Here is a 20,239-nt window from a genome sequence, read left to right on the forward strand (position 1 = left end):
CAGGAGCCAGGAGCGCCCATGACTGCCAGCGCAGAGAAATACACCCACCAGACGCTGCTCAACGTCACGCCATTGACCTCGAATCTGTTCACCTTGCGTACCACCCGCGATCCCGGTTTTCGCTTTCGGGCCGGTCAGTTTGCACGGCTGGGCGTGACCAAGGCCGATGGCAGCATTGTCTGGCGGGCGTATTCGATGGTGTCGTCGCCCCACGATGAATTTCTCGAGTTCTTTTCCATCGTGGTACCGGACGGCGAATTCACCAGCGAACTGAGCCGCCTGCGTGAAGGCGACACGTTGCTGATCGATCGTCAGGCATTCGGCTTCTTGACCCTGGACCGCTTCGTCGACGGGCGTGACCTGTGGATGTTATCCACGGGCACTGGCATTGCGCCGTTCCTGTCGATCCTGCAGGACTTTGAGGTGTGGGAAAAATTCGAGCGCATCATTCTGGTCTATAGCGTGCGTGAAGCCCGCGAGCTGGCCTATCAGCAACTGATCGCCGGACTCACCGAGCGGGACTATCTGGCCGACTACGCCGGCAAGTTACTGTTTTTGCCGACCGTCACCCGCGAGCATTACCCCGGCGCATTGGGCGGACGCATTACTCAGCTTATTGAAAGCGGCGAGCTGGAGCGGGCGGCGGGGCTGAAAATGACCCCCGAGCACTCGCGAGTCATGCTGTGTGGTAACCCGCAAATGATCGACGACACCCGCCAGATGCTCAAACTGCGCGACATGCAACTCAGTCTGAGCCGCCGCCCGGGGCAGGTGGCGGTGGAAAATTATTGGTAAGTGGCCGCTCCCACGCGGGGAACGATCAGTGGTGCATCAACCCAGCCGGGTTGGATCGGCAATCACACTTTCCAGCGGTCTGCCGTTCTGCACTTTCAACAAGTCACGGATCTCGCTCAATAGCACTTCTTCCGGGCTAGGGGTGGCCGGCAGCGTTGGCGCGACAGCCTCTTCGCGTTTGAGGCGATTGATGGCCTTGACGCCCATGAAGATGGCGAACGCCACGATCACAAAGTCGATAATCGACTGGATAAACTTGCCGTAAGACACGACCACGGCCGGCAGAGTGCCTTCTGCAGGTCGGAGGGTAGCGGTCAGATCGCTGAAATCCACTCCGCCGATCAACAGCCCAATAGGTGGCATGACAACATCGCCGACGAACGACGAAACGATTTTTCCGAAGGCCGCGCCAATGATAATCCCGACCGCCATGTCGACCACGTTGCCTTTGACGGCGAATGCCTTGAACTCGCTTAGTACGCTCATAGGTTGTTCCTTGTTACAGATGAGTGGGTTAACGCAGTGTAATTCAGCTATACGCATCGCGCCCTGCGACTTGGCAATCGACCGAAAATTGCCTGATTAGTTTTACCAGGGTTTTCAGATGGATTCTGTATCAAGCTATCTTTTTGAAAATAAACAAGTTTTCAGATGTGTTTCATAGGGTGAGTTTTGCGAAAAAAAGCGGCGATTGCTTTTAGGATTGAAGGGCGCAGTTGAATGCGCCTAAAAATCTTAATAAAAGGACTTTAAGCATGAACGCCACCCTCGCGCTCGGAATTGTTTCCCGCCGAAGACTTCTGAGCCTTTTGACGGTCAGCCTGCTTTCCGTTTCAGTGCAAGCCGCAAACCTGACCCGCGATAACGGGGCGCTCGTCGGTGACAATCAAAACTCGCAAACCGCGGGCGAGCACGGCCCGGTCTTGCTGCAAGACGTGCAGTTGATCCAGAAGCTTCAGCGGTTCGATCGCGAGCGTATCCCCGAGCGTGTCGTGCATGCTCGCGGCACAGGGGCCCATGGTCAGTTCACGGTAACGGACGACCTGAGCGACTTGAGCAAAGCCCACGTTTTCGCAGCGGGTGAGACGACCCCGGTGTTTGTGCGATTTTCCGCCGTGGTGCATGGCAATCATTCCCCTGAGACCTTGCGCGATCCGCGAGGTTTCGCGACCAAGTTCTATACCCGTGAAGGCAATTGGGATTTGGTAGGCAATAACTTTCCGACTTTCTTTATTCGCGATGCCATCAAGTTCCCGGACATGGTGCATGCGTTCAAGCCGGACCCGAGGACCAACCTTGACGACGACTCTCGTCGGTTTGATTTCTTCTCCCATGTCCCGGAGGCCACCCGCACGTTGACCGAGCTGTACTCCAATAACGGTACGCCAGCCAGCTACCGTGAAATGGACGGTAACGGTGTGCATGCCTACAAACTGGTGAATGCCAGGGGCCAGGTTCACTACGTGAAATTCCAGTGGAAGAGTTTGCAAGGCATAAAAAACCTCAACTCGAAGCAGGTGGCTGAAGTGCAAGGCCGTGATTACAGCCACATGACCAACGACTTGGTGACCCATATCAACCAAGGCAACTTTCCGAAATGGGACCTGTATGTGCAGGTGCTTAAGCCTGAAGCGTTGGCGGCGTTCGATTTTGACCCGCTGGATGCCACCAAAATCTGGCCAGACGTTCCTCAGCGCAAGGTCGGGCAGATGGTCTTGAACAAGAACCCGGGCAACGTTTTCCAGGAAACCGAGCAGGTCACCATGGCGCCTTCCAATCTGGTGCCGGGCATTGAGCCGTCCGAAGACCGCCTGCTGCAAGGACGGGTCTTCTCGTATTCCGACACGCAGTTGTACCGCCTGGGTGCAAACGCGCAGCAACTGCCGGTCAATGCGCCAAAAGTGCCGGTTAATAACGGTAATCAGGACGGTGCGATGAACGCTGGTCACAGCACGTCGGGTGTCAACTATCAGCCGAGTCGCCTTAACCCGCGTGAAGAGCAGGCCGATGCCCGTTACAGTCAACTGCCGTTGGCAGGTACAACCCAGCAAGCGAAAATCCAGCGTGAGCAGAACTTCAAGCAAGCGGGAGAGCTGTACCGTTCCTACAGCAAAAAAGAGCGGGCCGATCTGATTGAGAATTTCGGCGGCTCATTATCTTCCTCCGACGATGAAAGCAAGCACATCATCCTTTCGTTCCTTTACAAGGCAGATCCGGAATACGGCACCGGCGTCACCAAGGTTGCGATGGGCGATCTCGTTCGGGTAAGAGCGCTGGCGAAAAAACTGACGGACTGATTCAGGCGGGTCGCGTCGCGTCACTTCTGCTCCGGTGCAGCTTGGGCGGGAGCGATGCGCGCAAAGGAATCCCATGAGCGTACTCATGTTTCGCACCCGCTCAGGCGCGCAAACCTGCGTTATGATTGCCCCCTTTTAAGACTGGGGTGGTTATGGCCAAGGCTAAGCGCATGTTCGGCTGTACCGAGTGCGGTGCGACTTTTCCAAAGTGGGCGGGCCAGTGCGGCGAATGTGGTGCCTGGAACACCCTGGTCGAGACCCTCCTGGGAAGCGGTGCCGCAACCCCTCCGAGCGGTCGCTCTGGCTGGACCGGGCAGCAAGCGCAAATCAGGACCCTGGCTGAAGTCAGCGTCCAGGAAGTCCCCCGGTTCTCCACCAACTCTGCCGAGCTAGATCGTGTGCTGGGCGGTGGCCTGGTCGATGGGTCGGTGGTGCTGATTGGCGGCGACCCTGGCATTGGCAAATCCACCATTCTCCTGCAAACCCTGTGCGCCATCGCCGAGCGGATGCCCGCGCTTTATGTCACCGGCGAAGAGTCGCAGCAACAGGTCGCCATGCGCGCCCGACGCTTGGGTTTGCCCCAGGACAAGCTGCGGGTCATGACCGAAACCTGCATCGAAACCATCATCGCCACGGCCCGCATCGAGCAGCCCAAAGTCATGGTGATCGACTCGATCCAGACCATCTTCACCGAACAACTGCAATCGGCGCCGGGCGGCGTGTCGCAAGTGCGCGAGAGCGCGGCGCTGTTGGTGCGGTACGCGAAACAGAGCGGTACCGCGATTTTCCTGGTTGGGCATGTCACTAAAGAAGGCTCATTGGCCGGTCCTCGCGTGCTTGAACATATGGTCGACACCGTGCTGTATTTCGAAGGCGAATCCGACGGGCGTCTGCGTTTGTTGCGCGCCGTGAAAAACCGTTTCGGCGCGGTCAACGAACTGGGCGTGTTCGGCATGACCGATAAGGGCTTGAAAGAGGTCTCCAATCCTTCAGCGATTTTTCTGACCCGCGCTCAAGAAGAAGTTCCCGGCAGTGTCGTCATGGCGACGTGGGAAGGCACCCGACCAATGCTGGTGGAAGTTCAGGCGCTGGTCGACGACAGTCACTTGGCCAATCCACGCAGGGTCACCCTTGGTCTGGATCAGAACCGTCTGGCCATGCTGCTGGCCGTCCTGCATCGCCACGGCGGGATTCCTACCCATGATCAGGACGTATTCCTCAACGTGGTCGGCGGGGTGAAAGTACTGGAAACCGCCTCCGACCTCGCCTTGATGGCCGCTGTCATGTCCAGCCTGCGCAACCGCCCGCTGCCCCACGACTTGCTGGTGTTCGGTGAAGTTGGCCTCTCCGGCGAAGTCCGCCCGGTGCCCAGCGGTCAGGAACGGTTGAAAGAAGCGGCTAAACACGGCTTCAAACGCGCCATCGTCCCCAAAGGCAACGCCCCCAAGGAAGCGCCTCCGGGGTTGCAGATCATTGCCGTGAGCCGTCTGGAACAGGCGCTGGATGCGCTGTTCGAATAACGTAATCGCCGTTTGAAATCGAAAGCCAGCCCTACGGGTTGGCTTTTTTTTCGGCAGGTTGCTTGAAAGGTAATCGCTTACTGAAATGTGTGAATCGACTCGAAACAACAAATTGACGCCATAAAGCTGGCGAATTACCATTAGTGTCATATTGACATTAAATGCTGTCTCGAGGGAACGAACATGTGGAGACTCACCGTCGGGATGAGGTTGTGGATGGCTGTATTGTTGTTTTTTTTGAGTACGTTGAGCCCTGCATTGGCAGCTCTCGGACCCACACCAGGAGAGCCGGACCTGATTCGTGAGCGTCAGACCGTTTATTGGAAAAACAATGCAGGCGTCTTGAGGGCCTTCGAGAGCTCCCCGGCAAGCCAAGTACTCCCAGCGCGCCGACAGCCCCTGCCGAGACTCGCTGCTTCACCATCAAAGACATCGAAATCAAAGGTGCCGATCAGCTCTCCGAAGCTGATCGCGAACAGCTGACCCGGCCCCGCCTCGGTAATCCAGTGACCGGATTTTTAAAGTGTGGTGCCCACCAGTGTTCCCACACCCCAAGTCGGCGGCACCGGTGTGGTGATCGACCTGCGAGACAATCACTTACTGTGGTACAAGCCGTTCGCCGCCATTCAGCCAGCTCAGGGCGGATGGGATCAAGGCACCATCGTCGATGCCACATTGGTATCGACCCCCCGCCCTCGGTCAAGAACCGAGACACCGGTGGGTTGAAAAAAACCGGATTGAAAATGGGGCGCGGTGTGAGGGGGGGAATTGCTCTGCGTCTCTTTAGCTGCCCCTATGACCCGCGTCTAACTTACTTTGCAGACCTTACCTTACCTTCGACATATTGCTCGACGCCCTGTGCTGTGTTCGACCTCACCCACAGAACGGGCGATTTTCGTTAGCTGCCCGCTCTAAACACTGCTCCCCGTTTTGAAGGTCTCAGAACTTGATGTTGAAGCCTGAAAACATCGAGCGAGTCGCCGCTGGGGTGGTTGATTGGGGGTTTGATAGCCCAAGGGGTGGCATATTGCCGATTAAGGGCGTTATCAAGTTTGGCGAACAGTCTGATGTTGTCGGTAAGCTGGTAGGCGCTGTGGACATTGAAAACAGTATACCCGCCCAACCTGGCATTTTTGTTTGAATCGTCACCCACATAATACTGGCCGCTGTTGGCTATCACGTCTCCACCCAGGGTCCATGCAGACGTCATCTTATAGTCGCCGCCCAACTTGAACTGTAGGGGCGAAATGCCAGGGATCTTGTTGCCTGGGGTGACAAGAATATTACCGTTTGCATCGGCATCGGGGTTATTGGCCAACGTCAGGGTTAACTTGGATTGATAAGTGGCATCGACATAGGCCAGGCAAGTTGATGTCCTGCGAAAACGGGTTGCCCTGTACATCGGAGATCACCATGCCAGGCGTCTGCTGAGACAGCGTATCCAGCACTGAAGCTGATTTATTGCGATCGAAATCATCAGAAATCAGCGATCGAGTGTCTGTCGACACTTTGTCGCAATCGCTTGCTCGGCATAGGCTATGCCGCACTCATTCTGTTGCCCCATAGTGTCTTATGGCACACGTGCACAAGCAGACTAAAGTCTCGCCCTCATACCCTACAGTTCCACTTGGACATTGCCGATAGTGGTCATATCAGCAGCCTATGGCCGTCAGTTCGCAGCACTTTGAGGAAATGCAATGTTCAAACGTTTTAGTCAGGCCTTGGGTCATGTCGGTGTAAAGGCCAAGCTTGCCTTGGGCTTCGGCCTCTTGGTGTTACTGACCTTATTGATCGCGCTGACCGGCTGGCACAGCGCCAATAACATGGTCGACCGCGGTAACAAGATCAGCGCCATTGCGAACCTAAGCGCCCTGACTAAAGATTTACGCGTTAACCGCCTGCGCTATCTGGCTGAGCGCAACGAACAAAACAGCGCCGCAGTGTCAGGCGTGCTGGAACGTATCCAGGACAATCAACGGTCTCTGAGCGGCGTGGTGAGTAATCCTGTGGACCTGCAACTTATCGAGGAGCAAGGCCGCATCGTTGAGGACTACCGGACCCGCTTCAGCACGCTTGAGCGAACCTTTAAAGACCGTGAATCAGCGCTCGCGAAGTTGGTGCAGAGCGCTGCAGAAATTACCGAGGCGCTAAATGAAGCCACCCAGGACCTTGTCAGCGCCCCTGCGGTTGAAGATCAAAATGACACTCTGCGCTTGAGCCAGTTTCAGGCCATCGGCCAACTCGCCGTGCATATCCAGCAGGCCCGCATAGTGGTGTACAGCTTCATCTACACCAATGATCCGAGCAAAGAGCAAGGAACTCTGGCGACTATTGATCAGGTCACAGCCGAACTGATCAAGGTCCGCGACGCGACTGCACCTCGCGAACAAACCCGCCTGATGCAAGCGGAACTCGTGCTGCAACAGTACCGCAAGGATGTGCAGAACTATGCTGCACAGGTACACACCAGCCTGGAAACGCTTGATCAGATGGCTGTTTCTGGCGTCAGTCTCGAGGCGCTTAGCCAGAAACTCATCGACAGCCAGAGTCAGGCGCGCGACAGCGAGGCGCAAAGTGCTCGCCAATTGCTGGTGATCAGTACGCTGCTGGCGTTGGCCCTGGGCATCCTCGCGGCATGGGTCATCACTGCACAGATAGTCCATCCGCTGCTGGAAACCCTGAAAGCCGCAGAACGCATCGCTGCGGGTGATCTTAGTCACGACATCAAGACCGAGCGGCGTGACGAACTTGGCCAGTTACAGCGCAGCATGCAGGGTATGACGGTGAGTTTGCGCGAGCTGATCGGTGGCATCAGCAAGGGTGTCACCCAGATTGCCAGTGCGGCGGAAGAGTTGTCCGCCGTTACCGAGCAGACCAGTGCGGGTGTGAACAGCCAGCGAGTCGAAACCGATCAAGTCGCGACCGCCATGAACGAAATGACCGCCACCGTACAAGAAGTGTCACGTAACGCCGAAGAAGCCTCAAATGCCGCCGCCGCCGCTGATAAAGAGGCGCGAGCAGGTGAAAAAGTTATTGGTGAGGCTATAGATCAAATCGAACTGTTGGCCGTCGAGGTCGATAACTCTAACAAAGCGATGAATCATCTGAAGGAGGAAAGCGAAAAAATCGGCGGCGTACTCGATGTGATCAAGGCCGTGGCTCAACAAACCAATCTGTTGGCGCTCAACGCCGCCATTGAAGCCGCGCGAGCGGGAGAGGCTGGACGGGGTTTCGCTGTCGTTGCAGACGAAGTCCGAAGCCTGGCTCAGCGCACTCAGAAATCCACCGAAGAAATCGAAGGGCTAATCACTAGCCTGCAAAGCGGTACACAGGAAGTGTCGACCGTAATGGAAAGCAGCCGTGTCCTCACGGACAGCAGCGTCGAATTGACCCGTCGCGCCGTCACATCTCTGGAAAGTATCACGCGCACGGTGTCGACGATCCAGTCGATGAACCAGCAAATTGCCGCCGCCGCCGAGCAGCAGAGCGCCGTGGCCGAGGAGATCAATCGCAGCGTACTCAACGTGCGCGACATCTCCGAGCAAACTGCTGGCGCCAGCGAGGAAACGGCGGCCTCAAGCGTCGAACTGGCGCGCTTGGGCAACGAGCTGCAGGTCATGGTCAGCCATTTTCGCACCTGAGACCAGGCCGTTACGCGGATTCAAGGCCTGCCAGGTGCAGGCTGTCACCCTTCTTAGCCAAGGTGTGCAGGCAATCAAGTTTGTCCAGTGACTGATAAATTGACGTCACAAATCCGTCGAGCTACCATGTGTGGCACTTTGATATCTATGGTGGCTAGACGGATTGTGGCTCTTTCCATGGGGCGGAAGAGGATATCGGTTATATAGATTACCTCCCAAGGCATTTGAATAAGTCAGGTCTCTGTATTACGTGATTGTGTGCGTGCAGGGGAGATTGTCTACGTTGTGATGGCAAGGAACAGCCTGAGCCTGTTAGGCGATACGGAAGTTTGTTACTTCGTCAAAGAGGCCTCCCTCGGCACGCTTACCAAACAAACTAAATGACGTTGTAATCGTCAATAAGATTAAAAGGCTCTCGTTTGTTTTTTGGCCTGTTTGTCCAGAAAGTAAACCTGTCCCTGTTGGGCGATAAAACCATCGGCGTCCGGTTCGCCCGCCTTGGCTGGCTGAGCAGCGCTCAGCGTGGGCCTTTTCAAGGAGATTTAAGTGAGCAAAACAACACGGCTGTTGTTGCTGGGAGCACTCCCTGTAGCGCTCGGTATGTTGGCGGGTTGTTCCGTCACGGAAAGCGCTAGGGCTTTGCCGGTTCTGAAGGTTGAAAGCGCCAGCCGCGCCTACAGCGGTATGCGCACGCCGATTGCGGTCGGTAAGTTCGATAACCGTTCGAGCTATATGCGCGGGATTTTTTCCGACGGTGTTGATCGCCTCGGAGGGCAGGCCAAGACCATCCTGATTACTCATATGCAGCAGACCAATCACTTCAATGTGCTTGATCGCGACAACATGGGCGAAATCCAGCAAGAAGCCCTGATCAAGGGCCAAGCGCAGCGGCTCAAGGGCGCTGATTATGTCGTGACCGGGGATGTCACTGAGTTTGGCCGTAAGGAAACGGGCGACCGCCAACTCTTCGGTCTCCTCGGGCGTGGCAAGTCGCAGGTGGCTTACGCCAAGGTCGCGCTGAATATCGTCAATATTTCTACGTCTGAGGTGGTGTTCTCCAGCCAGGGCGCGGGTGAGTATGAGCTGTCGAACCGCGAGATTATTGGCTTCGGCAGCACCGCCAGCTATGACTCGACTCTCAACGGAAAGGTTCTCGATCTTGCTATGCGTGAGGCAGTGAACAACCTGGTCAATGCACTCGACAATGGCGCCTGGAAACCAGGAAACCAGTAACGGGCAACAACAAGGATGAAAGTTATGGGCAAGGTGTTTGTGTCGTGGGGCGTGATGGTTGCCGGGGTAATGGGCAGTGGTTTGTTGGCGGGATGCGTGCCGGCACCGAAAACGTTATACCAGTGGGAAAGCTACCAGCCGCAGGTGTATCAATACTTTGAAGGGGACCCTAAAGAAGCCCAGATTGAAGCATTGGAACGGGACATACAAAAGATCCGTTCGACCAACAGTTTGGCGCCGCCTGGTTATCACGCGCAGTTGGGGCTGCTGTACCTGAGCGTCGGTAAAGATGATCAGATGGTGCAAGAGTTTCGGACCGAGAAAGTACTGTTCCCGGAATCGGCAACGTACATGGATTTTTTGCTGAAGAATGCTAAGAAAGGAAGCTAGACGTGATGTCGCGATTTCTCAAGTTGTGTATCGGTTTATGGGTCGTGGCCGTGGTCGCTGGCTGTGCGCCCCAGAAAACAATTGATTACTCGGCATTCAAGCAGAGCCGGCCGAGTAGCATTGTGGTATTGCCACCGCTGAATGAGTCGCCGGATGTAAAGGCCACCTACAGCATGCTGTCGCAGATCACGTATCCGTTGGCCGAGGCTGGGTATTATGTGATGCCGGTGGCGCTGGTGGATGAAACGTTCCGGCATAATGGCCTGACCACACCAAATGATATTCATCAAGTGGCGCCTGCCAAGCTGAGGGAGATTTTTGGTGCTGACGCAGCCCTGTATATCTCCGTCATCAAGTATGGCACTAGCTATATAGTGATCAGCAGTCAGACGGTCGTAACGGCGACCGCGAAGCTTGTGGACCTAAAAACCGGAACGACGCTTTGGACCGGGACTGCAACTGCGTCGAGCGATGAAGGCAATAATAATAGCGGCGGCGGACTAGTCGGTATGTTGATCACGGCTGCGGTGAAACAGATTATCAACAGCTCGACGGACGCCAGCCATCCCATTGCTGGCATTACAAGCCAGCGCCTATTGTCCGCTGGGCACAACGCAGGTCTCCTATACGGGCCGCGTTCGCCGAAGTTTGGCACCGACTGAAAAAGGGATGGGGCCCGCCTCGGTGGGTGCTAATCATCAGCGAGGAGTTGAGGTGCTTTGAAGTGGTACCTCAACCCTCAACCAACGCCTTTATCTCTCTCTCCAGCTCCTGCATATCCCCCAGGTTCAGTTCGATCAAACGGCGCAGGTGGCTGATCGACTCCAGCCCGATATGCAAACAAACAAACCCCAGTTGTTGATTGTCTTCGTGGGTCAGTTGGACGTCCATGCGCACATCGACGTCTTCGCTCAGGTGGATGTCGACGGCGAAGGGTTGATCCGGGTTGCCGAGCCATGGGGTTGGGCGTTGGATGAGCAGGCCTTTGAGGGACAGGTCAAGCAGCCGAACCGGCCAGCGGTTCGGGCCTTGGCTGAGTTCGGTTTTGGCGTCGAAGGCGATGCGTTTGAAGCGTCGACGCTCTGCGTTGGATTCGGTCATGGTTTCACCCTCTGAAGCGCTGACTATAGCTTCATAAACCGACCTGTACCTGCCGACATTTTCCCCGCAGGTTGATTGCGACCCGTTCTTGGTCTTTCGTCGCCGAAAACCCGCGCAGGACCCTGTTCGGGGGGTGGCCTTTCGCGCTGTTGAGTCTAAACTCGGAGGTCTGTTCCTAGATCACTCGCTGGAAAATAAAAAAAATGAAAACCAATACTAGCCTGCTGCGTCATGTGCCCTGGCTGATCCTTGCAGTTGTTGGGGCGTTTGCCTTGGGGGTCGTGGCTTTACGTCGCGGTGAAGCCATCAATGCACTCTGGATCGTGGTCGCGTCTATCGCGATTTATCTGGTTGCTTACCGTTATTACAGCCTGTTCATCGCCACCAAAGTGATGCAGCTGGACCCTAATCGCGCCACCCCTGCGGTCCTCAATAACGATGGTCTGGACTATGTGCCGACCAACAAACATATTCTTTTTGGTCACCACTTTGCCGCCATCGCTGGCGCCGGTCCTCTGGTCGGCCCGGTGCTTGCGGCGCAGATGGGGTATCTGCCCGGTACGCTCTGGCTGATTGCCGGTGTGGTGTTCGCCGGTGCGGTGCAGGATTTCATGATTCTGTTCCTGTCCACCCGGCGCAACGGTCGCTCCCTGGGCGAGATGGTGCGTGAAGAAATGGGCCGTGTGCCCGGCACTATCGCCTTGTTCGGTTGCTTCCTGATCATGATCATCATCCTCGCGGTGTTGGCACTGATCGTGGTTAAAGCGCTGGCGGGTAGCCCGTGGGGTATGTTCACGGTGCTGGCGACGATCCCGATTGCGATGTTCATGGGTGTCTACATGCGCTACATCCGTCCGGGTCGCATTGGCGAGATCTCATTGGTGGGTGTGATTCTGCTGCTGGCGTCGATCTGGACCGGCGGGCAGATTGCTGCGGACCCGGTCTGGGCCAAGGCCTTCACCTTCACCGGCATACAAATCACCTGGATGCTGGTCGGTTATGGCTTCGTCGCGGCGGTACTGCCGGTCTGGCTGTTGCTGGCACCCCGGGATTACCTGTCGACGTTCCTGAAAATCGGCACCATCCTCGCCTTGGCGATTGGCATCCTGATCGTTGCGCCTGAGTTGAAAATGCCTGCGCTGACTCAGTTTACCGACGGCACCGGTCCGGTCTGGAAAGGCGCGCTGTTTCCCTTCCTGTTCATTACCATTGCCTGCGGTGCGGTGTCCGGGTTCCACGCGTTGATTGCGTCGGGTACCACGCCGAAGCTGCTAGAGAGCGAAGCCCACTCCCGTTACATCGGCTACGGCGCGATGCTCATGGAGTCCTTCGTGGCGATCATGGCCATGGTGGCGGCTTCGGTGATTGATCCGGGCGTGTATTTCGCGATGAACAGCCCTGCAGCGATTGTCGGCAGCGACGCGGTCACGGTTGCGCAAACCGTCAGCAGTTGGGGCTTTGCCATTACCCCGGACGCGCTGATTGCGGTGGCTAAAGACATCGGTGAAACCACTGTGCTGGCCCGTGCTGGCGGTGCGCCGACCCTGGCGGTCGGTATCGCGCAGATCCTGCACCAGGTACTGCCGGGCAAAGACACCATGGCGTTCTGGTACCACTTCGCGATTTTGTTCGAGGCGCTGTTCATTCTCACCGCCGTGGATGCGGGGACCCGAGCCGGTCGTTTCATGCTCCAGGATTTGCTGGGTACTTTTGTGCCGTCGCTCAAGCGCACGGATTCATGGCCTGCCAACCTGATCGCCACCGCAGGCTGCGTCGCGATGTGGGGCTACTTGCTCTATCAAGGCGTGATCGACCCATTGGGCGGGATCAACACCTTGTGGCCATTGTTCGGTATCTCCAACCAGATGCTGGCCGGTATCGCGCTGATGCTCGCTACTGTTGTGCTGATCAAAATGAAGCGCCAACGCTACATTTGGGTCACCATGCTGCCAGCGGTGTGGCTGCTGATCTGCACCACCACCGCCGGCTACATCAAGCTGTTCGACCCGAGCCCTGCGGTTGGTTTTCTGGCACTGGCGACCAAGTACCGTACAGCCCTGGACGCGGGTCAGGTGTTGGCTCCGGCTAACAGCATTGATCAGATGCAGCACGTGATTTTCAACGCCTACACCAACGCTACCCTGACCGCGCTGTTCATGGTGGTGGTGTTCGCGATCCTGTTCTATGCGATCAAGGTCGGTGTGGCAGCATGGGGCACCAAAGGGCGTACGGACAAAGAGGCGCCTTTCCAGGCGCTGCCGAACGCACGATGAACCCGGGCTTCAACGGAGGAATTGCACATGTTCAATGACCTGAGTCGCCTCGGGAAATACCTCGGCCAGGCCGCGCGCCTGATGGTGGGGATGCCTGACTACGATAATTACGTCGAGCATATGCAGATCAGGCACCCGGACAAGCCGGTGATGACCTACGAAGCGTTCTTTCGTGAACGCCAGGAGGCTCGTTACGGCGGCAAAGGTGGCCCGAAATGCTGCTGAGCCTCTGATGGATAGTCATCTCTGATCCCGCGCGCCACGCCAGTCGTGGCGCGTTTTCGTTTATGGGGTCTGGTTATGAAGCGCATTTAAACGCAGGAGTACGCATGACTGTTTCGCAACCCATTCCGGTCACTGTACTCAGTGGCTTTCTCGGCGCCGGCAAAACCACCTTGCTGCGTCATTTGCTCAAGGCTGAACACGGCCTGAAAATCGCCGTCATCGAGAACGAATTCAGCGATGCCGGGATCGACACCCAATTGCTTGGCACCGAGCCCGTACAGGTCATGACCCTGTCCAATGGCTGCGTGTGCTGCACCATTCACACCGATTTGACCAAGGCTTTGTACTTGCTGCTTGAGCGGCTCGACAGCGGTGAGATTGCCTTTGACCGTCTGGTGATTGAATGCACCGGGCTGGCTGATCCGGCACCGGTGGCGCAAACCTTCTTCATTGACGAGGAGTTGCGCGAGCGCTACCTCCTCGACGGCATCATCACCTTGGTCGACGCGGCCCATGCCGAGCAACACCTGACCCAAACCATCGCCCAGGCGCAAATCGGTTTCGCTGATCGCCTGTTGGTGAGCAAGCGCGATTTGGTGGATGACGCCGCTTTTAATGCCCTGAGCGAACGGCTGACCCGGATCAACCGTCGCGCTCCGATTCGAGTGGTTGAACACGGCAATATTGATCTGGCTGAATTGCTGGACGTGCGCGGTTTCAACCTCAACGCTGACGTTGGCGGCGGCATGATGCTGCGTCCGCTGAAACCAGTGAGCAGCGCAGGCAACATTGACCGCATCACCAGCCTCGTTCTGCGCACCGACAAACCGCTGGATATCGACAAGCTCAGCGAGTTCATGAATGAACTGCTGGAAGACCACGGCAAACAACTGCTGCGCTACAAAGGCGTCCTCAACATCGCCAACGAACCCCGACGCATGGTGTTTCAAGGCGTGCTGAAGTTGTATGGCTTTGACTGGGACACGGAGTGGGCTGAAGACGAAAAGCGCGAAAGCGTGATTGTGTTCATTGCCGATGACTTGCCGGAAGAGAAAATCCGTACGGGGTTTGCGCGAGTTGAGATGGCTTAACGGCTGCGGAGTGTCAGCTATTTCCGGTTAAGTCGTCACGAGGTCGGGATGGATCGCAGAATTTGTGGGCGCGAATGCGACAGGCCAAACACTGGGGATTCTGCAAAAAAAACCGGCTCTAAGAGCCGGTTTTTTTATGTCGCCAGTAATACGGGGCGATTAAGCGCCGTATACCGGCAATTTAGCGCAGATGGTTTTGACTTTTTCACGTACGGCGTCGATCACGGCCTCATTGTTCAGGTCAACCAGGATGTCGCAGATCCAGCCAGCGAGTTCCTTGCATTCTGCTTCTTTGAAGCCGCGAGTGGTCACGGCTGGGGTGCCGAAGCGCAGGCCGGAGGTCACGAACGGGGAGCGTGGGTCATTCGGCACCGAGTTCTTGTTCACGGTGATGAACGCGCGACCCAAGGCAGCGTCAGCGTCTTTGCCGGAGATGTCCTGTTTGATCAGCGACAGCAGGAACAGGTGGTTTTCGGTACCGCCAGACACTACGTCGAAGCCGCGCTCGATGAACACGCTGGCCATGGTCTTGGCGTTCTTGACCACTTGTTGCTGGTAAGTCTTGAACTCAGGCTGCAAGGCTTCTTTGAAGCAGACGGCCTTGGCTGCGATTACGTGTTCCAGCGGACCGCCCTGGGAGCCTGGGAAGACGGCCGAGTTCAGCTTCTTCTCGATGTCGGCGTTGGCTTTGGCCAGAATCAGACCGCCACGTGGACCGCGCAGGGTTTTGTGAGTCGTGGTGGTGACCACGTCAGCGAATGGAACCGGGTTCGGGTACACGCCTGCAGCAACCAGACCGGCCACGTGCGCCATGTCGACGAACAGGTAAGCGCCGACTTTGTCAGCGATTGCGCGGAAGCGCGGGAAGTCCAGGATTTGCGAGTACGCGGAGAAACCCGCCACGATCATTTTTGGCTTGTGTTCAACCGCCAGACGCTCGACTTCGTCGTAGTCGATCAGGCCGTTGCCGTCGATGCCGTACTGTACGGCGTTGTACAGCTTGCCGGACGAGCTGACGCTGGCGCCGTGAGTCAGGTGACCACCGTGGGCCAGGCTCATGCCCAGAATGGTGTCGCCCGCTTGCAGCAACGCCAGGTAGACCGCGCTGTTGGCTTGGGAGCCCGCGTGTGGTTGAACGTTCGCGTAATCGGCACCGAACAGCTGTTTAGCGCGATCAATAGCCAGTTGCTCAACCACGTCGACGTATTCGCAGCCGCCGTAGTAACGCTTGCCTGGGTAGCCTTCAGCGTACTTGTTGGTCAGGACCGAGCCTTGAGCTTCCATCACGGCAGGGCTGGTGTAGTTTTCCGAAGCGATCAGCTCGATGTGCTCTTCTTGGCGCTGAGCTTCTTGCTCCATGGCGGCAAAGAGATCGGAGTCGTACTTGGCGAGAGTCAAATCACGGCTGAACATGGCGGTCCTCAAGGATCGGGGCAGTAGAAAAGGAGGGCATTCTAACCCATCGGCTTTTATCTGGCATATGAAAGGCAGTCATGTCGGAGACAAGCGGTTTTCACGTGGGTCACCACCACCATCAATCAAACATGAACAACGCGTCATTGCTGAATTGCGCTTCGAAGCGATTAGGTGGCATCGGGCGGCCAAACAGGTAGCCCTGAACTTCGTCGCAACCGTGTTCGCGCAGGAACTCCAGCTGTTCATGGGTCTCCACGCCCTCGGCGATGACCGACAGGTTGAGGCTGTGGGCCATGGCGATGATGGCGCGAGCGATCTGCGCGTCCTGCTCACCCGAGGGCAGGCCGTCGACGAACGTCCGGTCGATTTTCAGCACATCAATCGGGAATTGCTTGAGGTAGTTCAGCGACGAGTAGCCGGTGCCGAAGTCGTCCACCGCGATGCTCAGGCCCAGACGTTTTAAACCGTCTAGGATCAGCATGGCCACGTTGACTTCACGCATCAGGATGCTTTCGGTCAGCTCCAGCTCGAGACAGGCCGGCGGCAGGCCGGTGTCTTTGAGAATGTCGGCAATGCGCGTGCCCAACTGACCGTCGGAGAACTGCCGTGCGGAAATGTTGACTGATACTTTGGGCACGCGGACCTTGGCCTGGTGCCAGCTCTTGAGCTGACGGCACGCCTGGGTCAGTACCCAATCTCCGACTTCCACGACCAGTCCGAGTTCTTCAAGCACCGGAATGAAGTCGCCCGGCGGTACCAGACCGCGTCGGGGGTGGTTCCAGCGCAGCAGGGCTTCGGCACCTGTCAGGCGCTTACCGTCACCACTGAACTGCGGTTGGTAATACAGCGTGAACTCTTTTTGCTCGAGGGCGTGACGCAAATCGCTTTCGAGCTCCAGTCGCTCAAGGGCCGTGGCGTTCATGTCGGCTTGATAAAACTGGAAGTTGTTTTTGCCGCGTTCTTTTGCGTGGTACATGGCCGTGTCGGCGTTTTTCATCAGCTGGCTCAGCTCGTTGCCATCTTGCGGGCTGAGCGCGATGCCGATACTGGCGGTCACAAAAAACTCACGACCTTCGAGGACGAACGGTTTCACCAGGCTGCCGAGGATCTGTTCAGCAACATTGATCGCACGGTTCAGGGCGATCTGCCGGGTGGCCCGCGGTTGCAGCAGCAGGGTGAACTCGTCCCCCCCCATGCGCGCCACGGTGTCGTCGTCGTCAACACAACCCAGCAGTCGCGATGCCATTTCCTGGAGCATGCGATCGCCAGCGGCGTGGCCGAGGGAGTCGTTGATAGGCTTGAAACGGTCCAGGTCGAGGAACATCAGCACCACCCACGCCTGCTGGCGCTCGGCTTGCTGAAGTGCAGTGTGCAGACGGTCCTGGAACAGGGTGCGGTTGGGCAGGTGCGTCAGGGCGTCGTAATAGGCCAACCGATGGATGCGTTGTTCACTGGCCTTGCGCTCGCTGATGTCGTTGAAGAAGCACACATAGCTGGCAAGATCGCCCTCGTCGTCAAGCACCGCAGTGATGCCGACCCACGCCGGGTAATGCTCGCCACTGCGACGCTTGAGCCAGACTTCGCCTTCCCAACTGCTGCGTTGGTGCAGTTGCTTGATGATGTAACGCAAGTGCGCTTCCTGCTGATCATCGACGGTCAGCAGGGTGGGCAGTTGATCGAGTACTTGTGACGCGTCATAACCGCTGACGCGACTGAACGCTTCGTTGGCCTGCACGATGTAGCCAGCCGGGTCGGTGATCAGGATCGCCGACGTGGAATGTTCGAATACCGTGGCGGCCATACGCAGGTCTTTCTCGGCACGACGTTGCTGGCTGATGTCGCGCCCGACACCCAGGATGCCTTCGAAGGCTCCGTACTCATCCCACACCAGAATCAGGCGCAGCTCGATCGGGATCTTGCGTCCATCGGCTCGCAGGCAGTCGAAGAGGAACAGCTGGGTCGGCAGGCCCGCGCGCAGTTTCGCCAACTCGTCGGGTTTGCCCAGGGCCTTGGCGACGTGCTCAAGCAGCGCATTCATCTTGGTCAATTGCTGCGGGTTGGCGATGGTCGGTTGCCACCCGTTCTCAAGAATCCATTCAGCGCTGTAGCCCAGGACTGTCTGCGCCGACGGGCTGACGTAATTGGGTTTCAGCGCACTGTCGGTGGAAAAAATTACATCGCTGATGCTTTCCGCGAGCATCCGGTAGCGCTGTTCGCTGTCACGCAGGGACTCGCTGGCTTCGAGCTGTTCGGTAATGTCCTTTGCAACGCCGATGATGCGCGTCACAACCCCGTTCTTGTCGCGCACCAATGCTTGCTCGCGTATATCGAAGCGACACCAGTGGTTATTGTGATCACGAAACCGTAGCTGGCATTGCAGCAGCTCGGCATGCCCGGTTTGCCGCTGCAGTTGGCGCATGGACTGATAGTGTTCGGCGTCGTCCGGGTGTAGCAGGATCTCCCAGAAGTACTCGCCCATCTTCTGTAGCTCGGCCTTGTTGTAGCCCAGCGTTTCACCAAGATGGTGGTTGCTGTAAATCATTCGCTGGCTGATGACGTCCTGCACGTACAGATGATCCGGTACGGTACGCACCACATTGGACCAGAAACCTTCGCGCTCGACCAACGACAGTTCGACGCGCTTGCGGCTGCTGATGTCGCTGATGCTGAGGATCACCGCCTTATAGTCGGCCGGTTCAGGCAATCGCATCACCAGCCACAGGTACTGATCGTCGCCTTGTGGGCTGGCCAGACGGATTTCCAGTTCGAGTTGACTCTGCCGGGTGAGCACCGCGTGAATCAGCTGCAGGCCAATCCCTTGTTGGGTGCTCGGGCACCCCTCTATCAGGTGCTGCCACGCCTCGGCGCCAGATTCGATTTTCAGCAGATCGAGTGCGACCTGATTGACCTCGGTAATGTGCAGTTGCTGTAGCAGTTCCGGGCACAGCTGCGGTTGTGTCTTTAGCACACGGTCCAGATCATCGCTGCTGTGTACTTGCAGCTTACTCAAATAGCCATGAAGCCCTGACAGGTCGAGCACGCAGAGCGCGACGCCGGTGCCGTCGAAAATGTCCTGATAACGACGTTTGCTCTCAAGCATTTGCCGTTGACGACGGCGCAGACCGGCAAGGGCCAGCAGCGGCAACAGGGAACACAACAGCCCGATCAGGCATTTGCCGATCAGCGCTGGCAGCAATACTTGACGTGCCTTGCTGGCATCGAACAAGCCACGTAATTGCCAGTCGCTATGGGTCAACGGTGACAGCAACACATTCTGGATACCATCACGGCTGGCGTCTTCCGGGCTGTCCATGCCAGCGGCATCACGATCGATCACTGTTTGGGTGATGCTGTTTTCCAGCAGCCACATGGGCTGGAAATCCTGAGTTGTCTGGTGAGTAAGTTTCGTCAGCACGTTGGGCGCGAGGCGCAGTACCCAATAGCCTTTTGTCGTTTCGCCAGGCTGGCGCACCAACAAATAGACGCGTGAGCCATCCGGCGCGTTGCCGAAATAATAAGGATACGCCTGACCGCGCTGCATCAATTGCGCGAGGATGGGTGCGTCGCTGGATGAGCCTGCATCGCTGCGGGCGCTGTCTTTAAGCACTTCGCCTTCGGCATTCAACCAGACAGCGCTGTGCAATGACGGCAGGGTCTGGCGCAGGGTGTCCAGCATCAGCGCTTGTTGTGCGGCGGTTTGGGTTTGCGCTTTCGTATTATCTAGGACGTTGAGTGCGCTTTGTGCACTGAGCGCCATGTTCAGGCCCAAACGATCGGCCAGTTGTGCGCTGTAGTCGAGGCTGCGCTGACGCTGGCGGTCCTGGGTCTGCTGGAACTGATCCATCAGTTGCCAGAACAGCAGCACAACCATCAGCAACACCAAGGCTGCGAGCGCAGCTTTTAATGAGCCGCGAAAATGCGCGGTGGGTGCGCCTCTAGAGGTGCGCAGGGGAACAGGGGGGAGTGATGTGGACAAACTCTAATCCTGACGACGGGACTGAAGCGGCGAATGCGAGATGCACTATAAACCGGGCGCCCAAAGGGCGGCTAGCATGCCTTGATGCGTGGCTAAGTGCCAGTCCCATTAGGCCGGATGGTTTGCCCTGACGGATGCATTCGGGTAGCTTTGCTTGATGTGCGGTTTAGGCCGTTTCTAACGATAGTGATTTCACTGCCTGCAAGCATTGATCCATATCCAGATAACGTGATGTCGGCAATCGATGTCCGGTCGGCGCATTTTCAATCAAAGGGTCAATC

The 20,239-nt window shown here is 57.0% G+C and carries 16 protein-coding genes and 1 pseudogene; 12 read left to right on the forward strand and 5 right to left on the reverse strand.

Going from position 1 to position 20,239, the window contains the following annotated elements; genetic code table 11:
• Nucleotides 1–18 precede the first annotated feature (18 nt).
• A complete protein-coding gene (locus tag ACVBEG_RS01055; protein ID WP_322182069.1) occupies nt 19–795 on the forward strand; it encodes a ferredoxin--NADP reductase in 777 nt (258 codons plus the stop codon).
• 36 nt (nt 796–831) lie between these two features.
• On the opposite strand, the gene mscL is transcribed toward ACVBEG_RS01055, so the two are convergent.
• On the reverse strand, nt 832–1,281 hold the full coding sequence (mscL, locus tag ACVBEG_RS01060) for a large-conductance mechanosensitive channel protein MscL (RefSeq protein ID WP_322182067.1): 450 nt from the start codon (nt 1,279–1,281) through the stop codon (nt 832–834).
• 269 nt (nt 1,282–1,550) lie between these two features.
• On the opposite strand from mscL, the gene ACVBEG_RS01065 reads away from it, so the two are divergent.
• From ACVBEG_RS01065 to ACVBEG_RS01075, 3 genes are all read left to right on the forward strand, one after another.
• Nucleotides 1,551–3,092 carry a catalase gene (locus tag ACVBEG_RS01065; RefSeq protein ID WP_447107282.1) on the forward strand — a complete coding sequence of 514 codons (1,542 nt, stop codon included), beginning with the start codon at nt 1,551–1,553 and terminating at the stop codon, nt 3,090–3,092.
• A gap of 152 nt (nt 3,093–3,244) precedes the next feature.
• Complete coding sequence (radA, locus tag ACVBEG_RS01070; RefSeq protein WP_322182062.1) at nt 3,245–4,612, forward strand: DNA repair protein RadA; 1,368 nt, start codon at nt 3,245–3,247, stop codon at nt 4,610–4,612.
• 528 nt (nt 4,613–5,140) lie between these two features.
• Entirely contained in the window at nt 5,141–5,338 is a 198-nt protein-coding gene (locus ACVBEG_RS01075; RefSeq protein ID WP_322183164.1) for a hypothetical protein, read from the forward strand.
• A 172-nt stretch (nt 5,339–5,510) separates the two neighbouring features.
• Here the strand turns inward: ACVBEG_RS01075 and ACVBEG_RS01080 are convergent, their stop codons facing one another.
• On the reverse strand, nt 5,511–6,014 hold the full coding sequence (locus tag ACVBEG_RS01080) for a TonB-dependent receptor domain-containing protein (RefSeq protein ID WP_447107283.1): 504 nt from the start codon (nt 6,012–6,014) through the stop codon (nt 5,511–5,513).
• Between the two features lie 295 nt (nt 6,015–6,309).
• Between ACVBEG_RS01080 and ACVBEG_RS01085 the strand changes: the two are divergent.
• The 5 genes and pseudogenes from ACVBEG_RS01085 to ACVBEG_RS01105 all read left to right on the forward strand — a co-directional run.
• A pseudogene (locus tag ACVBEG_RS01085) lies at nt 6,310–7,398 on the forward strand (methyl-accepting chemotaxis protein); the annotation flags it as partial.
• Nucleotides 7,399–7,539: 141 nt separating this feature from the next.
• A complete protein-coding gene (locus tag ACVBEG_RS01090; RefSeq protein ID WP_407074620.1) occupies nt 7,540–8,253 on the forward strand; it encodes a methyl-accepting chemotaxis protein in 714 nt (237 codons plus the stop codon).
• A gap of 600 nt (nt 8,254–8,853) precedes the next feature.
• Nucleotides 8,854–9,486 carry a CsgG/HfaB family protein gene (locus ACVBEG_RS01095; RefSeq protein WP_416152018.1) on the forward strand — a complete coding sequence of 211 codons (633 nt, stop codon included), beginning with the start codon at nt 8,854–8,856 and terminating at the stop codon, nt 9,484–9,486.
• 24 nt (nt 9,487–9,510) lie between these two features.
• Entirely contained in the window at nt 9,511–9,876 is a 366-nt protein-coding gene (locus ACVBEG_RS01100; RefSeq protein WP_322182055.1) for a DUF4810 domain-containing protein, read from the forward strand.
• A 2-nt stretch (nt 9,877–9,878) separates the two neighbouring features.
• Nucleotides 9,879–10,538, forward strand: coding sequence for a DUF799 domain-containing protein (locus tag ACVBEG_RS01105; RefSeq protein WP_322182053.1), 660 nt, complete (start codon nt 9,879–9,881; stop codon nt 10,536–10,538).
• Between the two features lie 70 nt (nt 10,539–10,608).
• Here the strand turns inward: ACVBEG_RS01105 and ACVBEG_RS01110 are convergent, their stop codons facing one another.
• Complete coding sequence (locus tag ACVBEG_RS01110) at nt 10,609–10,977, reverse strand: PilZ domain-containing protein (RefSeq protein WP_322182050.1); 369 nt, start codon at nt 10,975–10,977, stop codon at nt 10,609–10,611.
• 203 nt (nt 10,978–11,180) lie between these two features.
• Between ACVBEG_RS01110 and ACVBEG_RS01115 the strand changes: the two genes are divergently transcribed.
• The 3 genes from ACVBEG_RS01115 (at nt 11,181) to yjiA (ending at nt 14,566) form a co-directional block, all read left to right on the forward strand.
• Nucleotides 11,181–13,250 carry a carbon starvation CstA family protein gene (locus ACVBEG_RS01115; RefSeq protein WP_447107284.1) on the forward strand — a complete coding sequence of 690 codons (2,070 nt, stop codon included), beginning with the start codon at nt 11,181–11,183 and terminating at the stop codon, nt 13,248–13,250.
• A 27-nt stretch (nt 13,251–13,277) separates the two neighbouring features.
• A complete protein-coding gene (locus ACVBEG_RS01120; RefSeq protein ID WP_219062619.1) occupies nt 13,278–13,475 on the forward strand; it encodes a YbdD/YjiX family protein in 198 nt (65 codons plus the stop codon).
• A gap of 104 nt (nt 13,476–13,579) precedes the next feature.
• Nucleotides 13,580–14,566 (forward strand): GTPase, encoded by a 987-nt coding sequence (yjiA, locus tag ACVBEG_RS01125; protein ID WP_322182046.1) that lies wholly within the window; start codon nt 13,580–13,582, stop codon nt 14,564–14,566.
• Between the two features lie 159 nt (nt 14,567–14,725).
• On the opposite strand, the gene glyA is transcribed toward yjiA, so the two are convergent.
• On the reverse strand, nt 14,726–15,979 hold the full coding sequence (gene glyA / locus ACVBEG_RS01130) for a serine hydroxymethyltransferase (RefSeq protein ID WP_447107285.1): 1,254 nt from the start codon (nt 15,977–15,979) through the stop codon (nt 14,726–14,728).
• 121 nt (nt 15,980–16,100) lie between these two features.
• Nucleotides 16,101–19,958 (reverse strand): sensor domain-containing protein, encoded by a 3,858-nt coding sequence (locus ACVBEG_RS01135; protein ID WP_447107286.1) that lies wholly within the window; start codon nt 19,956–19,958, stop codon nt 16,101–16,103.
• Nucleotides 19,959–20,239 lie beyond the last annotated feature (281 nt).

This window comes from Pseudomonas sp. GG8 (assembly GCF_052976945.1).